Below are 24,301 nucleotides of genomic sequence, written 5' to 3'. Positions count from 1 at the left end.
ATAAATTATGAGTGAAAAACAAACCCGCTGCCCTAAATGTTCAACTGTGTACAAAGTGACCCTTTCACAACTCAGTGTTGCACAGGGCATGGTTTGTTGCCCAAAATGCGTGATTAACTTTAATGCATTAACCAATTTGCTCGAAACAGACAGTGAAGTAACACCAACACCCGTCAATCGCTCACTGTTTTCCTCGATCCAGCCAGATAGCTCATTTGCAGAAAAACAGATGCAGATCCTACGCATCTTCGACCAGAAAATTGAAAATTCCAATATTGACCTACTTACCTATCTAAATAACCTGAATTATTTTAATACCGAACCGGTTACTGCCCTGCCCAACCTGAATCTTTCAGAAGATGCACTTTTAATTGAGCAGGAAAATAACGACAAACAACATGGCTGGTTGTATTACACCCTTTGGGGTATCGGTAATATTGCCCTGATTCTGGTGTTTGCTTTCCAGATTTTATGGTTTAACCCGAAACTCATGCATGAAAGCCCGGCATTAAATCAGATGTTTAATTATGTCTGTGGTGTTTTCAACTGCAAGATCAGCAATGAGCAATATCAGTCGCTGTCATTTGAGAAAGTAAAATTGAAACGGGTTAAGCAGGATGCCACAGGTTTTTCAGGCGTATTGCTTAATCAGGATGCCAATAGCGTAGTGTTGCCTCCAATAAAAGTGGTACTTAAACAAAATGGTGAAGCGATTTCATCTACAGTTTTAAAACCACAAGACTATTTAGTTGACAGTTTAAAAACGATTCAACGCATTCCATCCAATAGCCCTTTTCGCTTCGAATTTACCATTCCAAAAAGCAAAAATAGCTTCAATGACTATAGTTTAGAATTTGTACAGCCCTAAAAGCTCAAAAAAGTGACAAAAAAACAAAAAAAAGTGCAGTTAATTTGCTCACTTTTTCGCTGACAGTGGTATGATACGCGCCACGAATGCTTTGACCCACTTACTCCTCGTAATTTACAGACAATAAAATCGTTAAACGAACTGTGCTTTTACCCAATAAGCGCATTGTTGGTTTTTTTGTTTTTGAAAGTAGGCGGTAACAAATATTTAACTATTGTTACGCTTATTTTTTACACAACTCGAGGATTTGTGGCAAGCTAATAGTCCTTTTGTTTTAGAGTCACTGTTTTAGGATCTAAAACGGGGCTCAGTAATTTAGACCACATTTATATCACTTTACCCAAGTGATATTTTGATTTTTCGGATTAACACGCATGAATAGCAAATCTCCTATTTTTACGGCTCAATCTGATGTCGCTCTTCGCATCCATGTAGATCGCGCAGTTCGTCATTATTTTGCACAATTGCAAGGTGAGCAACCATCTCAAGTTTATGACATGGTTTTAGCAGAAATGGAGAAACCTCTTTTATCTGTGGTCTTAGAATATACTCGTGGCAACCAAACGCGTGCTGCTGAGATTTTAGGCCTTAACCGCGGAACTTTACGCAAAAAGTTAAAAGCTCACGGTTTAATGAGTGAATAATTGATAAAATGCTCACGTTCTCGTGGGCATTTTTTTTGCCTTTGTTTTAATCTGTAGACTTCAAACTGTTGACTAAAATCATGACTATCAAACGTGCTTTAATCTCTGTATCCGACAAAACCGGAATCGTTGAATTCGCTCAAAATCTTGTAGCGCTAGGGGTAGAAATTTTATCTACGGGCGGTACCTATAAGTTGCTTAAAGACAACAATATTGCCGTCGTAGAAGTTTCTGAACATACAGGTTTTCCTGAAATGATGGATGGCCGTGTTAAAACACTGCATCCAAAAATTCATGGAGGCATCTTGGCGCGTCGTGGTCTGGACGAAGCGGTGATGCAAGAACACAACATTGATCCGATTGATCTGGTGATTGTTAACCTGTATCCATTTGCGGCAACTGTGGCAAAGCCAAACTGTTCACTTGCAGATGCAATCGAGAACATCGACATCGGTGGTCCGACCATGGTTCGTGCAGCAGCGAAAAACCACGCTTCAGTGGGTATTATCGTTAATGCAGCAGACTACGACACAGTCGTAGCCGAGCTAAAAGCAAATGGTACGCTGTCTTATGAAACACGTTTCGATTTAGCAGTTAAAGCATTTGAGCATACAGCACAATACGATGGCATGATTGCTTCTTATTTAGGTGCACGCGTGGGTAAAGCAGAAGGCGAAGCGGATCTCTTCCCGCGTACCTTCAATACGCAACTGAATAAAGCACAAGATTTACGTTATGGTGAAAACCCACATCAGAACGCAGCCTTCTATGTAGAAGAAAATGCAAAAGAAGCCTCTGTTTCTACTGCTAAGCAATTACAAGGCAAAGAACTCTCTTATAACAATATTGCAGATACCGATGCAGCACTTGAATGTGTGAAATCATTTGCGAAACCTGCTTGTGTGATCGTTAAACATGCTAACCCTTGCGGTGTTGCAGTTTCACTAGATGGCATCAAGGCAGCTTATGATCTTGCTTATGCAACCGATCCTGAATCAGCATTTGGCGGCATCATTGCATTCAACCGCGAATTAGACACTGCGACAGCACAAGCAATCGTTGATCGTCAATTTGTTGAAGTGATTATTGCACCAAGCATTGCAGAAGGTGTACTTGAAATCACCGGTGCGAAAAAGAATGTACGCGTACTGGTCTGTGGTGAACTTCCGGCCATTGATACACGTGCGCCACAGCTTGACTATAAACGCGTGAATGGCGGTTTATTGGTTCAAGACCAAGACTTGGGCATGATCACTAAAGATGACCTGAAAGTTGTGACCAAACGTGCGCCGACTGAACAGGAAATTGATGATCTTATCTTTGCATGGAAAGTTGCAAAATATGTGAAATCAAATGCGATCGTGTATGCGAAAAACCGCCAAACCATTGGTGTTGGCGCAGGTCAAATGAGCCGCGTCAACTCGGCACGTATTGCTGCGATTAAGGCTGAACATGCTGGTTTAGTGGTTGAAGGTGCAGTCATGGCCTCTGATGCATTCTTCCCGTTCCGTGATGGTATTGATAATGCTGCCAAAGCTGGCATTAAATGCATTATCCAGCCAGGCGGTTCAATGCGTGACGAAGAAACCATTGCAGCAGCAGATGAAGCTGGTATTGCCATGGTATTCACGGGTATGCGTCACTTCCGTCACTAATGCTACTTTAAAATTTCCATCTTATTTACCTCCCTCTAAATCTCCCTCCTAAAAGGAGGGAGACTACACCAATATCAATGGTTCCCTCTCCTCTTAGGAGATGAGGAACGATTGTAGTTCCGCAAGAGAGAGGTTAAGAGGGACTTTTTTATTCTGAACAGGTATATTCTTAGATATGGAAAAAGGGAAATAACTTTATAATGAATATTTTAGTTTTGGGTAGCGGTGGCCGTGAACATGCACTTGCATGGAAAATCGCACAAGATGCAAAAGTCACTCAGGTTTTTGTGGCGCCAGGTAATGCAGGCACTGCAACTGAAGACAAATGCAAGAACGTTGAACTCGATATTTTAGACAATCCAGCCATTATTGCTTTTGCCAAAGAAAATGATGTGGCATTAGTGATTGTTGGCCCTGAAGCACCTTTAGTAAATGGCGTGGTGGATGCAGCACGCGAAGCTGGTTTAAAAATCTGGGGACCAACCCAATATGCAGCGCAGCTAGAAGGTTCTAAAGCATTTGCAAAACACTTCTTAAAGCGCCACAACATTCCAACCGCTTTTTATGATGTCTTTACTGAAGTCGATGCCGCTAAAGCTTATGTAGAGCAAAATGGTGCACCTATCGTCATCAAGGCAGATGGCCTTGCGGCGGGTAAAGGCGTGATCGTTGCCATGACCAACGAAGAAGCTTTCGCTGCGATTGACGATATGCTTGCAGGCAACAAATTCGGTGATGCGGGTTCACGTGTGGTGATTGAACAGTTCCTTGCAGGTGAAGAAGCTAGCTTTATTTGTATGATCGATGGCAACAACATTTTGCCAATGGCGACATCACAAGACCATAAACGCATTTTTGAAGGAGATGAAGGTCCAAACACAGGTGGTATGGGTGCTTACTCTCCTGCACCAGTGGTAACTCCAGAAGTGTTTGAACGTGTCATGAACGAAGTGATGCGCCCTACTGTTGACGGTATGGCAGCGGACGGTCATGTTTATACAGGTTTCTTATACGCGGGCTTGATGATTGATGAACAAGGTCAGCCACGTGTAATCGAATTCAACTGCCGTTTTGGTGATCCAGAAACCCAACCGATCATGATGCGCTTAAAATCTTCTTTGGTTGATTTGGTCGAAGCAGGTATTGCAGGTAACTTGCCAGCTGAAGCTGAATGGGATGAGCGTAAATCGATTGGTATCGTGCTTGCTGCCGGTGGCTACCCTGAAACTGTTCGCAAAGGCGATGTCATTTCAGGTCTTGGTCAATCTCCGGAAGACACCAAAATTTTCCATGCCGGTACAGCAATGAGTGCTGATGGTCATGTGATTACTGCGGGTGGTCGCGTACTGTGCGTTACGGCATTAGGTGATACGGTACTTGAAGCACAAATCAATGCACTAGAGGTGTGTGGTCAGGTCACTTTCACTGGCATGCAATACCGTAGCGACATTGGCTATCGTGCCATTGCCCGTGAAAAAGCAGAATAAGTAAATCCTGTAAAAAAAGCCTTCTTCGGAAGGCTTTTTTTATTCCTTAAATTGCATAATTTCCACTTCTATATTCATTATTTAAATATAAAATTCAGAAAAATATATATTTATGTTTTAATTCAACCGGCTACAGCACTTTTTAAAAAAAACCATAAAACTATCATCAATTTATATTTACTTATGCTGCAATTTCTCTTAAATAATCATAGTCTTATACCTTATAGTACACTCGGTTGCTCTGTCCCCTGCACTAAATTATTGCTATGATTGCCGAAATTTTAGATGTTGTTTTTATGTTAAATCAGTATTCTTTTTCATTCATTTCAAATGATTAGAATATTTAGCCTAACAAAACAAATTGCAGCTAAATCCAAATTTGATTAGAAAAAGATATGAATGCTTGATTTCCCGCTGTATATATACTAAATGGGAACATGAATATTCATTTATTTTTCGCGTGTTGTGGAAAGGACTCTACCGAAAACCTCAAGAATAATTCACGTGATTGTTTGAGGACGATGCCAATTTACAACATACAAACCTATTGCAATCATTAATGTTCGAGAAAGGCTGATTTTCTCGACATTATTCCGATTAGGATTTATACATGAAAAAGCTGATTAGTCTTTTTTTAAGTGTATCGGTGTTATTACTTGCAGCTTGCAGTAAACAACCGGATACCGCATCTACCGAGCAAAAAGGTGATGCTGCTGCATTACAAACTGTTGTAATCGCTTCTACAGGTTCTGACGCCGATATCTGGCGTTATATTGCAACTTTACCTGAAACTAAAGCTGCAGGTCTAAAACTTGAAATTAAAAACTTCACTGACTATGTTGCAATGAATACTGCAGCAGCAAACAAAGAAGTTGATCTGAATGCGTTCCAGTCTTACGCTTACCTTGTGGCATTTAATGCTGCCAATAAAGATAAGATTGCACCTGTTTCAACCACCTATTTAGAGCCAATGGGGATCTACTCAAGCAAAGTCAAGAAAGTTGAAGAGTTTGCTGAAGGTGCCACCATTGCCATTCCAAATGACGGCGCGAACGAATCACGTGCATTATTACTTTTACAAAGCGCGGGCTTGATTAAGTTAAAAGCTGACTTTGATCCGGTAAAAGGCACACCTGCTGACATTACTGAAAACCCGAAAAAAATTGTGATCAAACCAATTCAAATGGCAACAGCTGTACGTGTTAAAGATGAAGTTGATGCGATTTTATTAGGTAATACGCTTGCAATGGAAGGTGGTTTAAACGTTCTGAAAGATGCGATCTTCTATGAGCCTGTAGATCAAAGCACCAAGCTGAATGTAAACGTTTTAGCCACTGCAGAATCGCGTAAAGACGATCCTATATTGCAAAAAGTTGGCGCACTTTACCACACCGAAGCGGTGAAGAAATATGTGCAAGAACACTTCGCGGGTACAAAAGTTGACGTGAACAAACCAACAAGCTATCTCACCGAAGCGAATTCGTAATATAATACTCTCAAATAAAACAGGCAAAGTGATTTTGCCTGTTTTTTCTTTTCTGCCATAGTACTGACGAACATGATCCAATTTAAAAACATTTCGAAACACTATCAGTTGAAAGGTCAAACGATCAATGCACTGGACCAGATCAATTTAGAGATCCCGGACGGCAGTATCTTTGGCATTATCGGCTATAGTGGTGCAGGTAAAAGTACACTGATCCGTTTGATTAATTTGCTTGAACGCCCGACGCAGGGACAAGTCATTATCAATCAAAAAGACTTTACTGCGATGGACGCACGAACACTTCGTCAAGAACGTGCAAATATTGGCATGATCTTTCAGCACTTCAATCTTCTTCAGACCAAAACTGTGTCTGAAAATATTGAGATGCCGCTTAAATTATTGGGACATAGTAAAGCTGAACGGGATAAACGTCTGGCTGAATTGCTCGATTTTATCGATCTAAAACATAAAAAAGATGCCTACCCTGATGAACTTTCAGGCGGTCAAAAACAACGTGTTGGTATCGCACGTGCGCTGGCCAATCATCCTAAGATTCTACTCTGTGACGAAGCAACCTCGGCACTTGACCCACAAACCACCAAATCAGTTCTGGCACTCTTAAAAAAGATCAATCAGGAACAGAACATTACCATTGTCATGGTCACCCATGAAATGGATGTGATCGAATCGGTATGTGACTATGTAGCCGTAATGGAATCAGGTCATGTGATTGAAACTGGTCCAACCTTGGATATTTTCAGCCAGCCGCAGCACCCAACCACCAAAACCTTTATCCAAACGGTTTTGCAGCAGCAGTTACCTGTCAATATTTTAAGTAATCTTGAACACCAGCATCACAATAGTATCTATAGCCTGCAGTTCCTAGGTACTTCAGCACAGGAAACCGTGATTCAGGCTGCGATTAAACAGTTTGATGTCAGCTTAAATATTCTGTTTGCCAACATGACCGAGATTAATGGTACCGTGATCGGACAAATGTTTATTCAACTGCTGGGCGATCCGTTGATCATTCAAGAAACCGTAAACTTCCTTGAACTTCAAGGCGTGAAAGTAGAACAATCTGGAGTGGTCAGCCAATGAGAGATTTAATTGTACAATGGCTCACGCAAGTCACTGCTCCTTTTTGGCATAGCTCGCTCTCGATCGACCAGTTTGTAACGGCGCTGCAAGAAACTTTCCAGATGGTCTTCTTCTCTTTGCTATTTGGTTGTATTTGGGGCTTGATTCAGGGTATTACTCTGGTCGTGACCCGCACTGGCGGTATCCTACAAAATCGTGCGATTTATTATTTCCTTAATCCGATTGTGAATGCCCTGCGCTCCCTGCCCTTCATTATTCTTTTGATCGCTGTGATTCCACTGACTAAGATGCTGGTAGGTACATCAATTGGTACATGGGCTGCGATTGTACCGCTCACTATCTATGTTGGGCCATACTTAGGTCGTTTGATTGAAACCTCTCTGCTCGAAGTCAATGAAGGTATTGTGGAGTCCGCTCAGGCTATGGGCGCGTCGCCATGGCAGATCATCTTCAAGTTTATTATTCCCGAAGCACGTAGCTCCCTGATTCTTAACCTAACCACAGGTACGATTTCCCTGATCGGCGCAACAGCAATGGCAGGTGCAGTCGGTGCAGGTGGTATCGGTGACTTGGCAATTTCGTACGGTTATCAACGTTTCGACACCAGCGTGGTGATTTTAACCGTAATCGTGTTATTGCTACTGGTGCAAATGGTACAGATGCTTGGGGATTGGTTGGCTAAATTGCGCTAATCAATTACTTCAAAAAAACGCTCAACTTGAGCGTTTTTTGTTTTTTAGTTGGAAAAATAGATTTCATTGGCGGCCTTGAATGTATTGACATGTAAAGGCACCAAATCATCCAGCGCCTGATATCCCCCTGCCAATACAAACAAGAGCGGAATTTTCATTTTCTTGGCCATGTCAAAGACAATACGATCCCGTTCAAATAGCAACTCAGTGGTCAACCATTTAGAACCGTATTTATCATGTTGATGACAGTCCATCCCGGCCTGATAAATCATCAGATCCGCTTCCCAGCGTGATGCATATTGAAAAGCCTCAAAGATCGCCTCTCGATACAAATCAAAATTTCCCTGTTTCGGATGAATATATCGGGTCAGACTACGTTCACCCGCCTTGCAGCCAAAACGGATGCCAAAAATGCCAAAATTAATCAGGTTGGTCATACGGTTGGTAAAAATAGCCGTACCATCCCCCCCATGTTGATCACAATCCAAAATGAAGATCCGTTTCTCAGGATATTGCTTCGCGACCAGTGCCAGACCATTAAAAGTGCAATACGCGGCACCCGATTCATAACTGGCGTGATGAAATCCCTGAGCAATATTGGCAGCGATTCCTTCTTTCAAGGCAATCTCAGCGCCTCGCAATTGTCCCGCCTGAACCGATAAAATCGCATCTCTCAACTGCTCGTTCCATGGCTTAAAACCTTGAATGGTGGCGAATGCCGATTGCCCTGATAGAAAAGCATCGACGTAGTGTGGATGATGTAGTTTTCTTAAGATCTCAATATCAATCAGCCCTGGATCAACCAGCTCTGCCATTTGATGCGTACGCAGCACATCGGCAACAGCGGTGAGTTTTTCCATACTATTGGTATGCGTCTGTGCAAAGTATCGCGGGGAGTAACAAGCCTTTAGCATGGATGTCCTACATAAATCTGATCTTTGGCAATATCCATCAGCTGACTTAACTCAGTGCTATCCGGTCTGAATAATCCATTATCGACCTGTTGTTTAAAATGATAACCAAATGCCCGCGCACGATGTTGTGGCGAAACAGCCAAGGTGGTTAGACGTAAAAACCAGAAACCATTCATTTTGGCAATCGGGATCACATAACCTTTATATTGCTTGTTTTTATGCTTTTCGAGTTGTTCAATCTCATAATGTGTAGAGAATAAACTGCCTGCCGGTAATCGTACTCCATTCATCATTAAAGGAACCAGACTGATACAGGAATGGTTATCCCCCATATTCAGCTTTTCCATCATAACCGGTTGATCCTGTTGAACCACAAAAATATTGATTTCGCCCTGCCGTAATAAACGGTGATGGGCGATACGCAAAAAGAATTTTTCCGCCATGGGACAAGAACCCACCTTAGGCTTTTCAGCCAAAGCCTGACATTCAATCATGTCGAAATCCTGCGCTGTATGAGGAAGGATAATATCGGCAAGCAACTGACAGATCAGTTTGCTTTCTTCGAGCTGGGCATATTGATGAATATTTCTAAGTTTGGCTTGGAATTCCACTTCCTGTTGCAAATATTGAGTAAATGATTCTTGCGCATCTAAACGCTGTAAACATTGCTGGACATCCGCATTCATATCCAGATTACGCCATGTTTGCAGTGACAGGCCATAAGAAGCAGATTGATTAAGAATATTTTTCAGCGCTTTACTTTCATAATCTTCAAAAATGCGTAAATCCTGAAACCCGACCGGATCACGCACCTGCGAAACAAACTCTGCAATCACCCGCGTCGCTTGTGTATAGCCACAACCTCTGCGCTCTGTTTGATGGCTAAAGTGTTCATTTAACATTTCTGTCAGTTTGGCAGAGAGCGGATATAAATATTTTTTAAAAATCATGACCACTTCGTGATCAGCCACATCAGACATAAGCTCCCCCTGCTTTGTTATGATGATTTACAACGACCTCATCCTTATTTTGTTAAATCTAATTTTTAAATAGTTTAGCTTTAATAAAGTATTTCTTATAGGATCAAAGATGAATATAAATCATTCACTTATAAAACTTTTCTTTCATCTTTATTGAAAATACAACACTTGTCAACTATTAATAAATTGCGTGGATATCGACGTCAGAATCTGCCTTAAAAAGTCAGTATTACTGTACAAATGCAGCGCTTTTTTGCACTGAATGACATTTGCACTTAAACTAGAGACAGGCACTAAATATTTAGTACCCCACCCACAATAACCACATGCAATAAAGATTCAGGATTCGGTCATGCACTATAAGATCCATGTCATTGACGTCAAAAATGCCTTAAAAAATTATATCTGGTTATTGGAAGATACCCGCAGCAAAGAAGTTGTTGCGGTCGATCCCACAGAAGCCGATCTGGTCACTGCCTTTTGCCAGCAGCATCAACTCACGCTGAAACAGGTCTGGCTAACCCATTGGCATCCAGACCATACCGGTGGTGTCCCTGGCTTATTGGCCAATCAGAATATTGAAGTCTTTGGCCCGCGGGATGAATTGAGCAAAATCTCTCTCATCTCAAATCCGCTACAGAATAATGATCATTTTCAATTTAATGATCTGAAAATTGAGGTGATCGCAACCCCAGGCCATACCTTAGGTCATATCACTTATTTTATTGAAGAAATGGATAGCCTGTTCAGTGGTGATACCCTGTTTGCAATGGGCTGCGGGCGTTTATTCGAAGGCACAGCCGAACAAATGTATCATTCCTTAAATCGACTGGCCGCATTACCTATCCAGACCAAAGTGTATTGCACCCATGAATATACCCTTGCCAATGGCGAGTTTGCCTTGACTGTCGAGCCACATAATGTCGCCTTGCAAGAACGGATGCGACAGGTCAAAGCATTACGTGATGCAGAGCAAATTACCTTGCCGAGTAGCATTGAACTGGAACTTGCAACCAATCCATTTTTACGTACTGATAGTGCTGAGGAGTTCGCGCGCATCCGTAGCCTGAAAGATCAGTTTTAATGATTGATGTTAATTTAAGCGATTCATTTTCTACGCTTCATTTGAGCTAGAAAATGAAATCATTTTTTACATTTGTCATGAAATATTTATTTAAAAAATAATTTTTAAATCCCAAAAATTAAAAATAGTTTAGTATTTAAATTCAAATAGATATAAAAACACTAGATAAAATTATACTTAGAAAAATTACGCTAATTTTACATTACTTACACGTGGCAAAATAATTCTATGTATTGCCCCTTTAAAAAAATTTGGCTGACCCTTATTAATAAATACATGTTCACAAGGAGATCTCTGGCATGAAAAACAGAGTTGTTAAAGCAAAAAACGTATTGGCTTTCCGTATTTGGTTAGAAAAATTGGGATATTCAGTTAAAAATCTTACAGATAACCGTGGTTTTACCTTCAGCTTTAAAAAAGAATATGGTTTGGTGACAGGCGATCTCTCTGGTAATGCTTTAGCAATGCAGTTGGGTGAAGAATTCGAAGATCATTTAAAAGCCTAATGATAAAATTTCCAAAACACGAGGGTTCCAAAGGGATTTGGAATCCTTGATTTATAAAGATAAGCATAGTTCCAACTTTATCTCCCTTTTTTAATTCTTCATTTTCTAGCCATTTCCAATAAAAATTTCATTGGAACGCAACCGATTTCCAAGTATCATATTGCCCAGTCGAGGGATGCTGCGACAATTGATCGGCACTAAAGATCAATTTGCCAGGCTCGACGATCGGTTAAACATTCGCTTTAGCCAACAACGGCATCCGCGAACAGAATGATCCATACTATTTTTTCTAGGAGATCCTGATGAACGCGGTGAATGCTTCATTTACAGATTATAAAGTTGCCGATATTTCCCTTGCTGACTACGGTCGTAAAGAGATCAAACTTGCTGAAGCAGAAATGCCAGCTTTGATCGGCTTACGTAAGCGTTATTCTGCTGCTAAACCACTTGCTGGCGCAAAAATTCTGGGTTGTATCCATATGACCATCCAGACTGCTGTTTTAATTGAAACATTGGTTGAACTTGGCGCAGAAGTACGTTGGACTTCATGCAACATCTTCTCGACTCAAGATCATGCTGCTGCTGCGATTGCTGCAAGCGGCGTGCCTGTATTTGCCTGGAAAGGTGAAACAGAAGAAGAATATGTATGGTGCCTAGAGCAACAGATCAATGTGAATGGTCAACCTTGGGATGCCAACATGATTCTGGACGATGGCGGTGACTTAACTGCACTTGTTCACGAAAAATACCCTGCGCTGTTAGAACGCATCCACGGTATTACCGAAGAAACCACAACAGGCGTACAACGTCTATTGGAAATGTGGAAAGACGGTTCACTTAAAGTTCCTGCCATCAATGTGAATGATTCGATCACTAAATCGAAAAACGACAACAAATACGGTTGCCGTCATTCATTAAACGATGCGATCAAACGTGCAACTGACATGTTGCTTTCTGGTCGTCGTGCACTTGTGATCGGTTATGGTGATGTGGGTAAAGGTTCGGCTCAATCTTTACGTCAGGAAGGCATGATCGTACGTGTGACTGAAGTGGACCCGATTTGTGCAATGCAGGCATGTATGGATGGCTACGAAGTTGTTTCTCCATACAAAAATGGCGTACAAACTGGCAAGAAAGAAGACATCAATCACGACCTACTCGGCAATACTGACCTTGTTGTAACAACGACGGGTAACTATCACGTATGTGATTCAGCCATGTTAGATAGCTTAAAAGCGGGTGCGGTTGTATGTAACATCGGTCACTTTGACACTGAAATCGATACAGCTTACCTCCGTGGTTACAAGTGGGTTGAAGTGAAGCCACAAGTCCACCAAGTATATCGTTCAGAAGATGAAAACAACTATTTGATCCTTCTTTCAGAAGGTCGCCTAGTCAACCTTGGCAATGCCACAGGTCACCCGTCACGTGTCATGGATGGTTCTTTCGCCAACCAGGTTTTAGGTCAAATGCATTTATTCGCTGAGAAATTTGCTGATTTACCTGCCGATCAAAAACAAGCGGCGATTCGCGTAGAAGTACTTCCTAAGAAATTAGACGAAGAAGTTGCTGCGGCAATGGTTGTTGGCTTTGGTGGTGTGCTTACACAGTTGACGCAAGTACAGGCAGATTACTTAGGCGTTCCTGTGGAAGGCCCGTTCAAATCTGACGCTTATAAATACTAAGAACATCAGGGCAGACGTTTTACGGACTGCCCTTTTTTCTAAAATTTTCCAGGCGAGTTAAAAAGGATTTGAAATGACCAAGCGTGTTCCTATTTCTTTTGAATTTTTCCCACCAAAAACTGATGCGGGTGCGGAAAAGTTACGTGTTGTTCACCAAGAACTACAACTGTTAAATCCAGAGTTTTTCTCCATTACGTATGGTGCTGGCGGTTCTACCCGTGAACGTACCTTAGCGGCGATTAATGACTTTAATGGTCAAGGCACCCCTGTTGCACCGCACTTGTCTTGTATCGGGGATGATAAGGCACGTATCGCTGAGCTATTAGACTTATATAAATCTCAAGGCATTGATCGCATTGTGGCATTGCGTGGTGATTTACCATCAGGTCAGGTCGGCCTGGGTGAACTCCCTTATGCTCAGGATCTGGTTCGCTTTATTCGTGAACATTCAGGTGACCATTTTCACATTGAAGTCGCTGCTTATCCTGAAATGCATCCACAAGCAGACAGTTTTGATGGTGATATCCAGCGTTTTGTAGAGAAAGTTAATGCGGGTGCCAATGCGGGTATTACCCAATTTTTCTTCAATCCAGATGCATATTTCTATTTTATTGAACGAATTGCCAAAGCAGGCGTGAATATTCCAGTTGCACCAGGTATCATGCCGATCACCAATGCAAGCAACCTGATCCGCTTTGCTGATGGTACAGGTGCCGAAATTCCACGCTGGATCCGTAAGCAACTGGCTGCCTATGGTGATGATAGCGCAAGCATCAAAGCTTTCGGTCACGAAGTGATTGTGAATCTGTGCGAGCGACTGATCGCGGGTGGCGCACCAACCCTGCACTTCTACTCAATGAACCAAACCGAACCGACTCGACAACTGGTTGTTGATCTTGGTTTAAACTAATTTGTACGAGCCCTACCCAAGCATGAATCGTTTTTATATCGAAACCGAATTAAATACTGGCCATACCATTGAATTAACAGAATCGGTATTTCATCACTGGGTACGCGTGCTTCGTGCCAAAGAACAAGAACAGGCCATCTTTTTCAATGGAAAAGGTGGCGAATATGTGGTCACACTGACTCAGATCAACAAAAAAAATGCCTTTGTTTCAGTCGATCAATTTGATACAGCAGATCGTACTGCACCTTTTAAAGTGATCTTAGGACAAGTCATGAGTAAAGGTGATCGTATGGATTATGCGATCCAGAAGGCCACTGAACTCGGCGTGAGCACCATTCAGCTCTTAACCAGTGAACGTTGCGAAATGCGTTTAAAGTATGATCGTGACCAAAAGAAACTGGATCACTGGCAGTCTGTTGCCATTGCTGCATGTGAACAATGCGGCATGAACCGTGTACCAGAAATTCTTGCGCCAATTTCACTCAGCGACTGGGTTGAGTCCGATTTACCTGCCTCACGTTTTGTACTTGCCCCGAATAAAGATCAGGAAAATGTATTGTTAAATAGTTCACCGGATCTGGCCTTACTGATTGGTCCCGAAGGTGGCCTAAGTGAAGCAGAAATTAACATTGCTAATCAAAATAATTTTAAAAACTGGTGTATCGGAGATCGGGTTTTAAGAACAGAAACCGCGCCGGTTGTGGCTTTATCCATTTTGAATTATCACTTTGCTCCCTAATCATGCCTGAGCATTGCTTTCCATTTTATTTAGCGCTAATTTAAAGCGCAAATCGACTATGTTTACAAAAAAACAAAGACTGTGCACATAGATAAAAAATGAAAAGGATTATGCTTTATATGTTAGGGGTACAGGACAAAAGCTTGCCACAGTTTATCTATACGGATCAAATTAGTTATCCGAATCATGTCCGCTTATTTGTCATAAGTGTGTTTGGTATTTGTCTGTTAGATTATGCGCTGTTTGGCGCTTTTTATACATTTGAATCCAATATTTTTACCACCTGGATGAGTATAACCCTTGCCATCCTGTTTGGTTTTTCCTGTATTTGTCATTTTTTATTAAAACGTTACTCTGCGGTTCGCTATAGCCACACCACCCATCTTATCTTTCAGTTGATCTGTTTTTTTACTGGTTTATTGATTGGTGCCAATACGGTCATTATTAATGATTATTTAGGCAATGATGTTCCGAATTTAATCGGCACGCATGTTTTAACACTTACCGCGTTATTACTGACTGCCTCTCATATTATTGCGCTGACTTTTTTAACCCAACATATTCGTTATTTTTTCTTATTTTTTATCCCGAGTATTACGCCATTATTTATTTCCCAGCTTATACAGCGGGATCATGAACATAATTTATTCTATCTGGCCTATTATTCATCTTTTTTCGCAACCGTACTTTGTGCCCAGGCCACCTACAAGATTCACAAGCATCTGGCACTGGTGCTTGAAAAAAATAAACAGCTGATTGATGTCGCAGAACAGCACAACCACTGGACAGAAGAACTGTGCCAGCAACTGCAGCATGAGGTGAACAAGTCTAAAGATATCGAAGCCCAGTTGCAGTTCAATAATCATTTGCTCGAACAAAAAGTTCGTGAGCGTACTTTTGACCTGACCCAGATGAACGAAAGTTTAGAGGAAAATCGTCAGAGTCTGGCCTTGGCGCACGAAACTGCAGGTATTCAGCATTGGGACTGGAATCTTGAAAATACCATTCATAATATAACTCCACCGCATGAAGTTGAGCATAATGCCCAGAACCTTTATAGCCTGCTCAATGAGGTTGCCCACCCTAATGATGTTGAACGGGTAAAAAACACGCTCCATCAACACTTATCCGGCCAAACCCCACGTTATGAAGAAACCTTTCGTGTTAAATATGGAAATGGTGACTGGACCTGGATTCACGCTGTCGGTCAGGTGATTTTAAGAGATCCGAAAAATGGCAACGCTTTACGTATGGTGGGTGTGCACCGTGATATCAATCAGGAAAAGAAAGATCAGGAACGGCTGAAATTGGCTGCCAATGTATTTGAGCAGGCATCCGAAGGTATTTTCATTCTGGATGAACACTTTAATTATGTTGAGATCAATCCTAAATACGAGCAGCTGACCGGTCTGGATAAGCAAGCTGTTGTAGGCAAACAGCTGTTTGAAATTACCAGACAAAATAAACAGCATCATCATAATTTCCATCTCTCCATCTTGGATACCTTGCGTGAAGCGCAGGAATATGAAGGTGAATTTCAGGAAACCTATATCTCAGATAAGTCATGTTTCCTCTGGATTCATATCAATGCAGTCAAAGATGAACAGGATCGCGTTATTAATTATATCGGTATTGTTTCGGATCAGACTGAACGTAAGCATCAGGAACAGCGCTTATCGTATTTGACCAATTACGATACGCTAACCGACCTGCCCAACCGTTTTTATTATCAGCAGCAACTGCATCAATATCTGGTCAATGAACCTGCCATTCAACATTTGGCTGTTATCCGTCTAAACATTGACCGTTTCCGCGCACTCAATGAAATCATCAGCAATAAAGCCGGCAATGAGCTGCTTAAACAGGTGGCGCAACGTCTACGCATCAGTAATATTGATGCCCTGCTGGTGGCGCATTTAAGCGCAGATGATTTTGCCATTATTTATGAGATATCCCATCTGCATCCGCCTATTCATCAACTCTGCAATAACATTGTAGAAGCTTTTAGCAAAGCATTTTATATTGCCGATCAGGAGTATTTTGTCAGCATTTCCATTGGCGTGGCCATTTATCCAGAGCATGGCCGTCAGGTGGATAATTTAAATACCCATGCTGAACAGGCACTGAACGAAGCCAAACGTTTAGGCGGTAATACCATCCATTATTATTCCAATGAAAGAGCCAATTTTGTTGCCAAATATAGTGATCTGGAACTTGATCTGCGGAAGGCCATTCAGAACAAGGAACTGGTGGTTTACTATCAACCGAAGATCAGCGCAATCGATGACCAGATTAATGGTTTTGAAGCCTTGATTCGCTGGAAACATCCAAGCAAAGGACTAATTATGCCAAGCATCTTTATTCCTTTGGCAGAAAGTACCAGTTTAATCTCTGATATCGGACAGTTTGTATTACATGAAGCGGCCAAGCAATTACAGGTCTGGCAGCAACTTGGCTTTAATAATATCAATATTGCCGTCAATATTGTGGCCCAACAAATTTTGCGTGGTCAATTGCTGCATGATATTGATGATGTCCTGATGACGTATGGCATTTCTGGCAAAAATCTGGAACTGGAAATTACCGAATCCGCCTTTCTGGAAAATACCGAAAATGTTAAAACCATTCTCAATGCCCTGAAACAACGTCAGATTTGCATCGCACTGGATGACTTTGGTACCGGCTATTCTTCTCTGGCCTACTTAACCGAATATCCAATTGACATTTTAAAAATTGATCGTGCTTTTATTTTGAAAATTGGCAATCCGAAACAGGATGCGATCGTTAATGCCATGATCGCCATGGGTAAAACCATTGGCTTAAAAGTTGTGGCCGAAGGTGTGGAAACCGAACAGCAACGCGACTATCTCAAAAAACAAAACTGCGACATATTACAGGGTTACCTGTTCTCGAAACCACTAACTGCGACTGCTGCAACAGAGTACCTGCAACAGCACCTACAACTGTCAACGGCAAGATATTCCATTTAAACGTGAATTTTAAGCTTTTTGGTCCTTTTCTTTGAAGCAAATCTAGCCTGTGAATCGCTGTAACGTTGAGTGAAAATAAGCTTTTTTGACTGTGCGAAAGCATGAACTAGTGCTATATTCTTGTGCACTTATCTTAATATAGTAATTGGACTTGTATATGTCTGATTATTATCGGAACAAATGAGACTCAGATGGACGATCAATCTTTAAAACAAGCCGCTTTGTATTACCATGAATTTCCTACACCTGGAAAAATCAGTGTGACACCAAACAAGCAGCTCGTTAACCAACGAGATCTAGCGCTTGCTTATTCCCCTGGTGTTGCAGCTCCATGTTTAGAAATCGAACGTGACCCTTCTACCGCTGCAAAATATACAGCACGTGGTAATCTGGTCGCCGTCGTGAGTAATGGTACTGCCGTGCTTGGTTTGGGAAATATTGGTCCTCTTGCTTCTAAGCCGGTTATGGAGGGTAAAGGCGTTCTATTTAAAAAGTTCGCTGGTGTTGATGTCTTCGATATCGAAATTGATGAAAATGATCCAGACAAAATCGTTGATATCGTTGCGGCCCTAGAGCCAACTTTTGGTGGTATCAACCTTGAAGATATCAAAGCGCCAGAATGTTTCTATATCGAAAAGAAACTTCGCGAACGCATGAAAATTCCGGTATTCCATGATGACCAACATGGAACCAGTATTATTGTCGGTTCAGCATTGCTTAATGCTTTACAGATCGTAAATAAGAAAATTGATGAAATTAAAATTGTTGCCTCAGGCGCAGGTGCTGCTGCACTTTCTTGCCTAGACTTACTTTGCGCATTAGGCGTAAATAAAAACAACATCGTTGTTGCCGACTCTCGCGGTCTTTTAACCACTGCCCGTGAAGGTCTGGACGAGTCGAAAAAACGTTATGTTCAAGACATTCAAGCCAGCCAGTTGCATGAAGTCATGGCAGGCGCAGACATGTTCCTTGGTCTTTCAGCTGCAGGCATCTTGACCAAAGAAATGGTTAAGGAAATGGCTGAGAACCCGATCATTTTTGCCTTGGCAAACCCTGATCCGGAAATTTTACCTGAACATGCACACGAAGTTCGCCCAGATGTGATTATGGCAACAGGTCGTTCTGACTATCCGAACCAAGTGAACAATGCACTTTGTTTCCCTTATATCTTCCGTGGTGCACTGGATGTTGGTGCCACAACCATTAACGAAGACATGAAAATTGCCTGTGTCCACGCGATTGCGCGTATGGCACATGTGGAAGCAGATGCTGCCACTTATGGTGAAAAATCAGCTTCATTTGGTCGTGACTACCTGATCCCTCGCCCGCTTGATCAACGTTTGATTCTGGAAATTGCCCCAGCCGTTGCCAAAGCAGCAATGGATTCTGGCGTCGCAACCCGTCCAATCGAAGATTTCTCTGCATATCGTCAACGTCTTTCTGAGTTTGTTTATAACTCGGCATTCTTGATGAAACCGATCTTTGCACAGGCAAAAACCGACCCGAAACGCATTGCCTATGCTGAAGGTGAAGATCTACGCGTATTACGTGCAGTTCAGATTGCTGTTGACGAAGGCTTGGCAAAACCGATTCTTGTTGGTCGTACCGCGGTGATCGAAGAGAATATCAAAAAGCTTGGTTTACGCTTACAACATGGTGTAAACATTGAAATTGTCGATCAGGAAAAAAATCCTCAGTACGAAGAGTTCTCTAAAGAATATCACCAGATCATGCAACGCAAAGGCGTTACGGTTGAATACGCGCAACGTGAAGCACGCCGTCGTTCTACACTCATTGCAGCCATGCTGGTGAAGTTTGGTCAAGCAGATGGCATGTTATGTGGTACTTATTCAAGCTATGACATTCACTTAGATTTCGTGAAAAATATCATTGGCTTAAAAGAAGGTCGCAGCACATTCTTTACCTTGAACGCCTTGATGCTTGAGGATCGCAATTTATTTATTGCCGATACCTATGTAAACACCAACCCAACTGCGGCTCAGCTTGCTGAAATGACAATTTTGGCAGCAGAAGAAGTTCGCCGTTTTGGTATTACACCGCGTGTTGCCCTGCTTTCACACTCGAGCTTTGGTAGCGATCAAACCGATCCAAGCGCACAAAAAATGCGTGAAGTTTACCGTTTGTTGTCTGAACAGGCTCCTGAACTTGAAGTTGAAGGCGAGATGCACGGTGATGCTGCATTAGATGAAAATATTCGTCATTTTGCATTCCCGAATTCACGCTTCAAAGGCTCGGCAAACTTGTTGATTATGCCTAACCTCGATTCGGCAAACATTTCATTCAACCTGTTAAAAGCAACTTCGGGTAATAATGTGACCATTGGTCCTATTTTACTCGGTGCTGCAAAACCTGTTCATATTCTGACACCTACGGCAACGACTCGCCGTCTGGTCAATATGACAGCATTAACAGTTGCTGAAATTCAACAAAGCCAGAACTAAGTTCACCTAAGCGAAGCTTTTCTGGAAAAGCTTCGCTTAGCGCTTGAGAAAACCTCTATTCTGTAGCATGATTGTGTGAAGAATCGAGGTTTTTTCATGCAAGTTTATTTAGTAGGCGGTGCAGTCCGGGATCATTTACTCGGCCATCCCTATCACGAAAAAGATTATGTGGTGGTTGGAGCAACACCCGAACAATTATTGGCCGAAGGTTATCAACCTGTCGGTAAAGATTTTCCTGTATTCTTACATCCAAAAACAAAAGAAGAATATGCACTGGCACGTACTGAACGCAAATCTGGTGTGGGTTATCATGGCTTTCAGTTTTTCACTGATACCAGCGTAAAATTAGAAGACGATCTGATTCGTCGTGACCTGACCATTAATGCAATGGCAATGGATGAAAATGGCACAGTCTATGATCCCTATGGTGGTCAGCAGGACTTGCAACACAAAATTCTACGTCATGTTTCAGATGCATTTACCGAAGATCCATTACGTGTACTTCGCGTAGCCCGTTTTGCCGCACGTTATGCCAGTTACGGCTTTAAGGTTGCTGAAGAAACCCTGCAATTGATGCGAAAGATTGCCCAGTCAGGTGAATTAAGTGCATTAACGCCCGAACGCGTCTGGAAAGAAACCTCTCGTGCCTTAATGGAAGATCATGCAGATGTGTATTTCCAGATCTTAAAAGACTGTGATGCCTTGGAAGCCTTATTCCCGGAAATCAATGCATTATTCGGCGTTCCTCAACGTCCAGAATATCATCCGGAAATTGATTGCGGCATTCACACCCTGATGGCACTAAAACAGGCCTGTCTAGCGAATTATGCGCTTGAAGTGCGCTTTGCAGTGCTGGTACACGACCTAGGAAAAGCACTCACCCCTGTAGACGAGTTACCACGGCATATCATGCATGAAGAACGTGGTATCCCACCCGTTACCCAGATCTGTGACCGCTTGAAGGTACCGACTGCCTTGAAAAATCTGGCCCTGATCGTATGTAAAGAGCATTTAAAATGTCATCAGGTAAAGAATCTGAAACCGGGTACCTTATGGCGCTTGTTACAACGTTTGGATGTGCTACGCCGACCAGAGAAAGTAGAGGCTTTTGTACAGGCCTGTGAATGTGATGCCAAAGGGCGTTTAGGTTTAGAGCAACGTCCTTATCCGCAAGCCCAATATATGTTAGATGCAATGCAAATTGTCAGAAATATACGTGCGCAGGATTTGCCCGAACATGTCAGCGGCCCTGAAATTGGAGAAATGCTGATTCAATATCGAATTGATGCGTTGGCAAAGTTCAAGGAACAGCACATTAACTGATTAATTTTTAAGTAAATAAGATCTTTTTGCCACATTTTTTGCTCGCTTTACGCTAAAAAGATTATTAATCAAGCAAACGATTAATTTTATTTACTATTGTTGTTGACGCATCTGCTTTTCATGCCTAAAATGCGCATCAGATTCTCCAATAGCTCAGTCGGTAGAGCGACGGACTGTTAATCCGCAGGTCCCTGGTTCGAGCCCAGGTTGGAGAGCCAATCTACTATTCTCCCATAGCTCAGTCGGTAGAGCGACGGACTGTTAATCCGCAGGTCCCTGGTTCGAGCCCAGGTGGGAGAGCCAAGATTCTAAAAAGCCCTGATCATTGATTGGGGCTTTTTTTATGACATGATAAAATTAAACTCCCATAAAAAAACCTCTGCTGATCAGAGGTTTTTTCTTTCAGATTCAGATTAAGCTGCCACTGTTGCAGGTACACCACTATGAAAACGGAAGGTATCATCCGGAGTTAAAATCAGATTTTTTTCCACTTCACGGATATATTCAATCCGTTGCTGAATATCTTCTTCCGGGTCTTTGAGCTTCGCTGATTTTGCAACATCTAAAGCCAACGCTAAATAGTCCTCAAAATGGCGAGATTCCGATTTAAGCAAATAACGGTAGTAACGCCCCAGCTCATCATCAACAATCGGTGCCAGCGCATAGAAACGCTCGCATGAACGGGCTTCTACAAAAGCACCAATAATCATGACATCAATCAATGCTTCAGGCTCATAAGTACGGATTTCTTTACGCAACCCGCCTGCATAACGCCCTGCACTCAAGCCCTTCCATTCTTGGCCGCGCTTGTTCATGAATTCCAGCACCTGCTCATAATGCAGCATTTCTTCACGCACCAATTGCGCCAATTTCACTTGCAAATCGGTAAAGAAGCTGTAGCGGAACATCAGGTTCATGGCTGTACTTGCCGCTTTTTTCTCACAGTTGGCATGGTCTTGCATCAAGATATCAAGGTTATTCACCGCTTCATCTAGCCATGCCTGAGGTGTTGTACAACCCAAAAACGCCATGACGGGTTGCATTAACTCATCATAATTTACACTACTCATCAACTTATCTCGCAGCAGCCTGAATTGCTGCTTTCATATCTTTTACTGCTTGAGCCAGTCCAACGAATACGCTATCTGCAATAATCGAGTGACCAATATTCAGCTCATGAATTTGCGGGATCGCTGCAATCGCCGCGACATTGTCCAGATTTAAACCATGACCTGCATTGACCACCAGACCTTTGGCAGCTGCGTACTCTGCACCTTTGATAATACGCGCCAATTCGGCTTGTTGCTGTTCATCAGTTTCTGCATCTGCATAAGCGCCGGTATGAATTTCAATCGTTGGCGCACCACATGCGACAGCCGCATCAATCTGTGCCAGATCTGCATCGATAAATAACGACACATCACTACCAATTGCGGTCAGTGCTGCCGTTGCCGCCTTCACTTTTTCAAAGTGCCCTACAACATCCAGACCACCTTCGGTGGTGACTTCCTGGCGACGTTCAGGCACGAAACAAACATGTTGCGGTTGAATCTCTTTGGCAAATGCAACCATTTCATCTGTCACAGCCAGTTCCAGATTCATTCGCGTTTTCAATAATGGACGCATACGACGTACATCATCGTCCTGTATATGACGACGATCTTCACGTAAATGTAAGGTAATCCCCTCTGCACCCGCTTGCTCACAAACCAAAGCAGCCTGAACTGGATCAGGGTAAGTTGTACCACGTGCCTGTCTTAATGTTGCAACATGATCAATGTTTACACCCAAGATTGCAGCCATAAAAAATATCCTATCGGTTGAGCCCTGAATAATAATTTTCAATACATCAGGAATATCAAGTTTGTGTACTTTGAATCCAGAGTTGACGGCTTTTAAGTGGCCGGTCACCCAGCAATGAGCTAATCATTTGACGGTATAGTTTACCCAATAATTGCAATTGTTCGTGAGAAAAATCCTGACCATCTTCATAGTTTTGCATAGACGCAATCAACGTACCGGAAAGTGTCGAACGTGACGCTTGTGCAACCGGCAAAAAGCCATCATTCAACTGAAACTGGTAATGCCGAAGTGGCAGAATTTGCTGCTGATTTGCATCTACTGAAAAATCGATGGCATAGCCCAGCTCTTGCAATAAAACATGCTCGAATTGACGCAGGATTTGTCGTAAGAATAAAGACGCTTGCTCATGTGAGGCGAGTTGCTGCAATTGCAACAAGGTCAACTGATATTGCTCAAATGTCTGAGGCATTGCTTCTTCCAGAGGGCAAAGCCGCAACACAATTTCATTGAGATAGAACCCAGCAAAAAAAGCATCGCCATGAAAGAAAACAGGCTGGTTCAGAATTTCCAGTTTAGTGAAGTTTTTAAGCTCGGATTTGCCTGTCGCTTGCAAGCAAATAGGTTGATACTGCGGTGGAGGAATCTGTCTTAAGATTCCATCCACCCGACCATATTCTTGTGTAAATAAATGCACAATATGGCTTTTTTCACGATATTTACGATGATGAATCAAATAGCCATGCAGGACTTCATTACGCATCATGGAACGAGATTAGTCCTTCTTCTTGTCATCCTTTTCTTCATCATCGCCATCAGGAATAACCGCACCGACCACAGCAGCCGTGCCTTTGACCACCTCTTTGGTTGTCTTATAAGCCACTTTAACAGGTACAGTCACAAGTTTATGAATACAGCCCTGCAACATGAAAATACATGTCACGATTGCGAATACACGAATTGTTGTTTTCATAC

Annotated in this window: 21 protein-coding genes and 2 tRNA genes; 17 read left to right on the top strand and 6 right to left on the bottom strand. The window is 42.3% G+C overall.

Annotated elements, in window-relative coordinates; all coding sequences use genetic code 11:
• The first annotated feature begins 7 nt into the window (after positions 1-7).
• The 7 genes from J699_RS10465 (at position 8) to J699_RS10495 (ending at position 7,933) form a co-directional block, all read left to right on the top strand.
• The gene (locus J699_RS10465; RefSeq protein WP_032867379.1) at positions 8-868 is read left to right on the top strand and encodes a DUF3426 domain-containing protein; all 861 of its coding nucleotides are present in this window, start codon (positions 8-10) and stop codon (positions 866-868) included.
• Positions 869-1,242: 374 nt separating this feature from the next.
• Positions 1,243-1,512 carry a DNA-binding transcriptional regulator Fis gene (gene fis / locus J699_RS10470; RefSeq protein WP_001086304.1) on the top strand — a complete coding sequence of 90 codons (270 nt, stop codon included), beginning with the start codon at positions 1,243-1,245 and terminating at the stop codon, positions 1,510-1,512.
• 80 nt (positions 1,513-1,592) lie between these two features.
• Positions 1,593-3,167, top strand: a complete 1,575-nt coding sequence (purH, locus tag J699_RS10475) for a bifunctional phosphoribosylaminoimidazolecarboxamide formyltransferase/IMP cyclohydrolase (RefSeq protein WP_032867381.1) — start codon at positions 1,593-1,595, stop codon at positions 3,165-3,167.
• A gap of 200 nt (positions 3,168-3,367) precedes the next feature.
• Positions 3,368-4,654, top strand: a complete 1,287-nt coding sequence (gene purD / locus J699_RS10480; RefSeq protein WP_032867384.1) for a phosphoribosylamine--glycine ligase — start codon at positions 3,368-3,370, stop codon at positions 4,652-4,654.
• 610 nt (positions 4,655-5,264) lie between these two features.
• Positions 5,265-6,140, top strand: a complete 876-nt coding sequence (locus tag J699_RS10485) for a MetQ/NlpA family ABC transporter substrate-binding protein (RefSeq protein ID WP_032867386.1) — start codon at positions 5,265-5,267, stop codon at positions 6,138-6,140.
• A 72-nt stretch (positions 6,141-6,212) separates the two neighbouring features.
• Positions 6,213-7,241, top strand: coding sequence for a methionine ABC transporter ATP-binding protein (locus J699_RS10490; protein ID WP_032867388.1), 1,029 nt, complete (start codon positions 6,213-6,215; stop codon positions 7,239-7,241).
• Positions 7,238-7,933 carry a methionine ABC transporter permease gene (locus J699_RS10495; protein ID WP_004654491.1) on the top strand — a complete coding sequence of 232 codons (696 nt, stop codon included), beginning with the start codon at positions 7,238-7,240 and terminating at the stop codon, positions 7,931-7,933. The genes J699_RS10490 and J699_RS10495 overlap by 4 nt, the downstream gene beginning before the upstream one ends.
• A gap of 44 nt (positions 7,934-7,977) precedes the next feature.
• On the opposite strand, the gene J699_RS10500 is transcribed toward J699_RS10495, so the two are convergent.
• Both J699_RS10500 and J699_RS10505 read right to left on the bottom strand, forming a co-directional pair.
• A complete protein-coding gene (locus J699_RS10500) occupies positions 7,978-8,847 on the bottom strand; it encodes a histone deacetylase (RefSeq protein ID WP_032867391.1) in 870 nt (289 codons plus the stop codon).
• The gene (locus tag J699_RS10505; RefSeq protein WP_032867393.1) at positions 8,841-9,827 is read right to left on the bottom strand and encodes a hypothetical protein; all 987 of its coding nucleotides are present in this window, start codon (positions 9,825-9,827) and stop codon (positions 8,841-8,843) included. The genes J699_RS10500 and J699_RS10505 overlap by 7 nt, the downstream gene beginning before the upstream one ends.
• A 352-nt stretch (positions 9,828-10,179) precedes the next feature.
• On the opposite strand from J699_RS10505, the gene gloB reads away from it, so the two are divergent.
• From gloB to J699_RS10555, 10 genes are all read left to right on the top strand, one after another.
• Complete coding sequence (gene gloB / locus J699_RS10510; RefSeq protein ID WP_032867395.1) at positions 10,180-10,911, top strand: hydroxyacylglutathione hydrolase; 732 nt, start codon at positions 10,180-10,182, stop codon at positions 10,909-10,911.
• A gap of 299 nt (positions 10,912-11,210) precedes the next feature.
• Complete coding sequence (locus J699_RS10515; RefSeq protein WP_004771531.1) at positions 11,211-11,417, top strand: hypothetical protein; 207 nt, start codon at positions 11,211-11,213, stop codon at positions 11,415-11,417.
• Between the two features lie 302 nt (positions 11,418-11,719).
• Complete coding sequence (gene ahcY, locus J699_RS10520) at positions 11,720-13,102, top strand: adenosylhomocysteinase (RefSeq protein ID WP_004771530.1); 1,383 nt, start codon at positions 11,720-11,722, stop codon at positions 13,100-13,102.
• A gap of 73 nt (positions 13,103-13,175) precedes the next feature.
• On the top strand, positions 13,176-14,012 hold the full coding sequence (gene metF / locus J699_RS10525; protein ID WP_005229551.1) for a methylenetetrahydrofolate reductase [NAD(P)H]: 837 nt from the start codon (positions 13,176-13,178) through the stop codon (positions 14,010-14,012).
• Between the two features lie 22 nt (positions 14,013-14,034).
• Complete coding sequence (locus J699_RS10530) at positions 14,035-14,751, top strand: 16S rRNA (uracil(1498)-N(3))-methyltransferase (RefSeq protein WP_032867397.1); 717 nt, start codon at positions 14,035-14,037, stop codon at positions 14,749-14,751.
• Positions 14,752-14,870: 119 nt separating this feature from the next.
• The gene (locus J699_RS10535; protein ID WP_032867399.1) at positions 14,871-17,741 is read left to right on the top strand and encodes an EAL domain-containing protein; all 2,871 of its coding nucleotides are present in this window, start codon (positions 14,871-14,873) and stop codon (positions 17,739-17,741) included.
• A gap of 191 nt (positions 17,742-17,932) precedes the next feature.
• Positions 17,933-20,203 (top strand): NADP-dependent malic enzyme, encoded by a 2,271-nt coding sequence (locus tag J699_RS10540; RefSeq protein WP_009514604.1) that lies wholly within the window; start codon positions 17,933-17,935, stop codon positions 20,201-20,203.
• 96 nt (positions 20,204-20,299) lie between these two features.
• Complete coding sequence (locus J699_RS10545) at positions 20,300-21,526, top strand: multifunctional CCA addition/repair protein (protein ID WP_032867401.1); 1,227 nt, start codon at positions 20,300-20,302, stop codon at positions 21,524-21,526.
• A gap of 142 nt (positions 21,527-21,668) precedes the next feature.
• Positions 21,669-21,744, top strand: a tRNA-Asn gene (locus J699_RS10550).
• Positions 21,745-21,753: 9 nt separating this feature from the next.
• Positions 21,754-21,829, top strand: a tRNA-Asn gene (locus J699_RS10555).
• A 110-nt stretch (positions 21,830-21,939) separates the two neighbouring features.
• Here J699_RS10555 and J699_RS10560 read toward each other — a convergent pair.
• The 4 genes from J699_RS10560 to J699_RS10575 are packed head-to-tail and all read right to left on the bottom strand — an operon-like array spanning position 21,940 to position 24,299.
• Complete coding sequence (locus tag J699_RS10560; protein ID WP_032867404.1) at positions 21,940-22,596, bottom strand: tRNA-(ms[2]io[6]A)-hydroxylase; 657 nt, start codon at positions 22,594-22,596, stop codon at positions 21,940-21,942.
• A 4-nt stretch (positions 22,597-22,600) separates the two neighbouring features.
• The gene (pdxJ, locus tag J699_RS10565; RefSeq protein ID WP_009514627.1) at positions 22,601-23,329 is read right to left on the bottom strand and encodes a pyridoxine 5'-phosphate synthase; all 729 of its coding nucleotides are present in this window, start codon (positions 23,327-23,329) and stop codon (positions 22,601-22,603) included.
• Between the two features lie 55 nt (positions 23,330-23,384).
• On the bottom strand, positions 23,385-24,092 hold the full coding sequence (gene recO, locus J699_RS10570; RefSeq protein WP_005284688.1) for a DNA repair protein RecO: 708 nt from the start codon (positions 24,090-24,092) through the stop codon (positions 23,385-23,387).
• Positions 24,093-24,101: 9 nt separating this feature from the next.
• Complete coding sequence (locus J699_RS10575; protein WP_032867406.1) at positions 24,102-24,299, bottom strand: NF038104 family lipoprotein; 198 nt, start codon at positions 24,297-24,299, stop codon at positions 24,102-24,104.
• Positions 24,300-24,301: the final 2 nt, after the last annotated feature.

This window comes from Acinetobacter sp. 1000160, assembly GCF_000588715.1.
Lineage (GTDB): Bacteria > Pseudomonadota > Gammaproteobacteria > Pseudomonadales > Moraxellaceae > Acinetobacter > Acinetobacter courvalinii.
This window is presented reverse-complemented; position numbering and strand designations above follow the sequence as displayed.